General features: G+C 55.0%; 1 rRNA gene (only partly in view). It reads left to right on the top strand.

The features are described 5' to 3' along the window. The first annotated feature begins 78 nt into the window (after nt 1-78). A 23S ribosomal RNA gene (locus TR33_RS27580) occupies nt 79-1,328 on the top strand (it continues 2,006 nt past the right edge of the window).

The following is a 1,328-nucleotide window of genomic DNA, read 5'->3' as shown; positions in this document are numbered from 1 at the left end:
GTTCGGTGTGAGGTATCGGGGTTTGTGGTCGGTTGTTTGATTTGTGAATAGTGTGCGCGAGCATCTTATTATCTGTAGTGGCCAAGTGATAGTGGCACACGGTGGATGCCTTGGCATCAGGCGCCGATGAAGGACGTGGGAGGCCACGATAGGCCGCGGGGAGCTGTCAACCGAGCTTTGATCCGCGGGTGTCCGAATGGGGAAACCTAGCCCGAGTTGTGTCGGGTTGCCGCCATCTGAATGTATAGGGTGGTTGGTGGTGACGCGGGGAAGTGAAACATCTCAGTACCCGTAGGAAGAGTGAACAATAGTGATTCTCCTAGTAGTGGTGAGCGAACGGGGAAGAGGCTAAACCGTATGCGTGTGATAGACGGCAGTCGTTGCGTGTGCGGGGTTGTGGGATGCATCTTTTCAGGTCTGCCGATCTGGAGCGCTGATGATTCTTTTAGCCGAAGCCGTTGGGAAGCGGTGCCGGAGTGGGTGAGAGTCCCGTAGGTGAAGGAAGAGTCTAGGTGTTGGTGTTCTCCCGAGTAGCGCGGAGCCCGTGAAATTCCGTGTGAATCTGGCAGGACCACCTGCTAAGCCAAAATACGTCCTGATGACCGATAGTGCACTAGTACCGTGAGGGAAAGGTGAAAAGTGCCCCGGTGAGGGGTCGTGAAATAGTACCTGAAACCGTGTGCTGTCAAGCCGTCAGAGCTGAAGCTTGTCTTTGGTGATGGCGTGCCTTTTGAAGAATGAGCCTGCGAGTCATGGTGTGTGGCGAGGTTAACCCGGGTGGGGTAGCCGTAGGGAAACCGAGTCTGAATAGGGCGTTTGAGTCGCATGCTGTGGACCCGAAGCGGAGTGATCTACCCATGTCCAGGGTGAAGCGGGGGTAAGACCTCGTGGAGGCCCGAACCCACCAGAGTTGAAAATCTGGGGGATGAGGTGTGGGTAGGGGTGAAAGGCCAATCAAACTCCGTGATAGCTGGTTCTCCCCGAAATGCATTTAGGTGCAGCGTCGCGTGTTTCTTGCTGGAGGTAGAGCTACTGTTTGGCTGATGGGCCCGACAAGGTTACTGACGTCAGACAAACTCCGAATGCCGGTTAAGTGAAGCGTGGCAGTGAGACTGCGGGGGATAAGCTTCGTAGTCGAGAGGGAAACAGCCCAGATCATCAGCTAAGGCCCCTAAGCGTGTGCTAAGTGGGAAAGGTTGTGGAGTTGCCCAGACAACCAGGAGGTTGGCTTAGAAGCAGCCATCCTTTAAAGAGTGCGTAATAGCTCACTGGTCAAGTGGTTCTGCGCCGATAATGTAGCGGGGCTTAAGTACACCGCCGAAGCTGTG

The organism is Nocardiopsis alba (genome assembly GCF_000710955.1).
Classification (GTDB): Bacteria; Actinomycetota; Actinomycetes; order Streptosporangiales; family Streptosporangiaceae; genus Nocardiopsis; species Nocardiopsis alba.
This window is presented reverse-complemented; position numbering and strand designations above follow the sequence as displayed.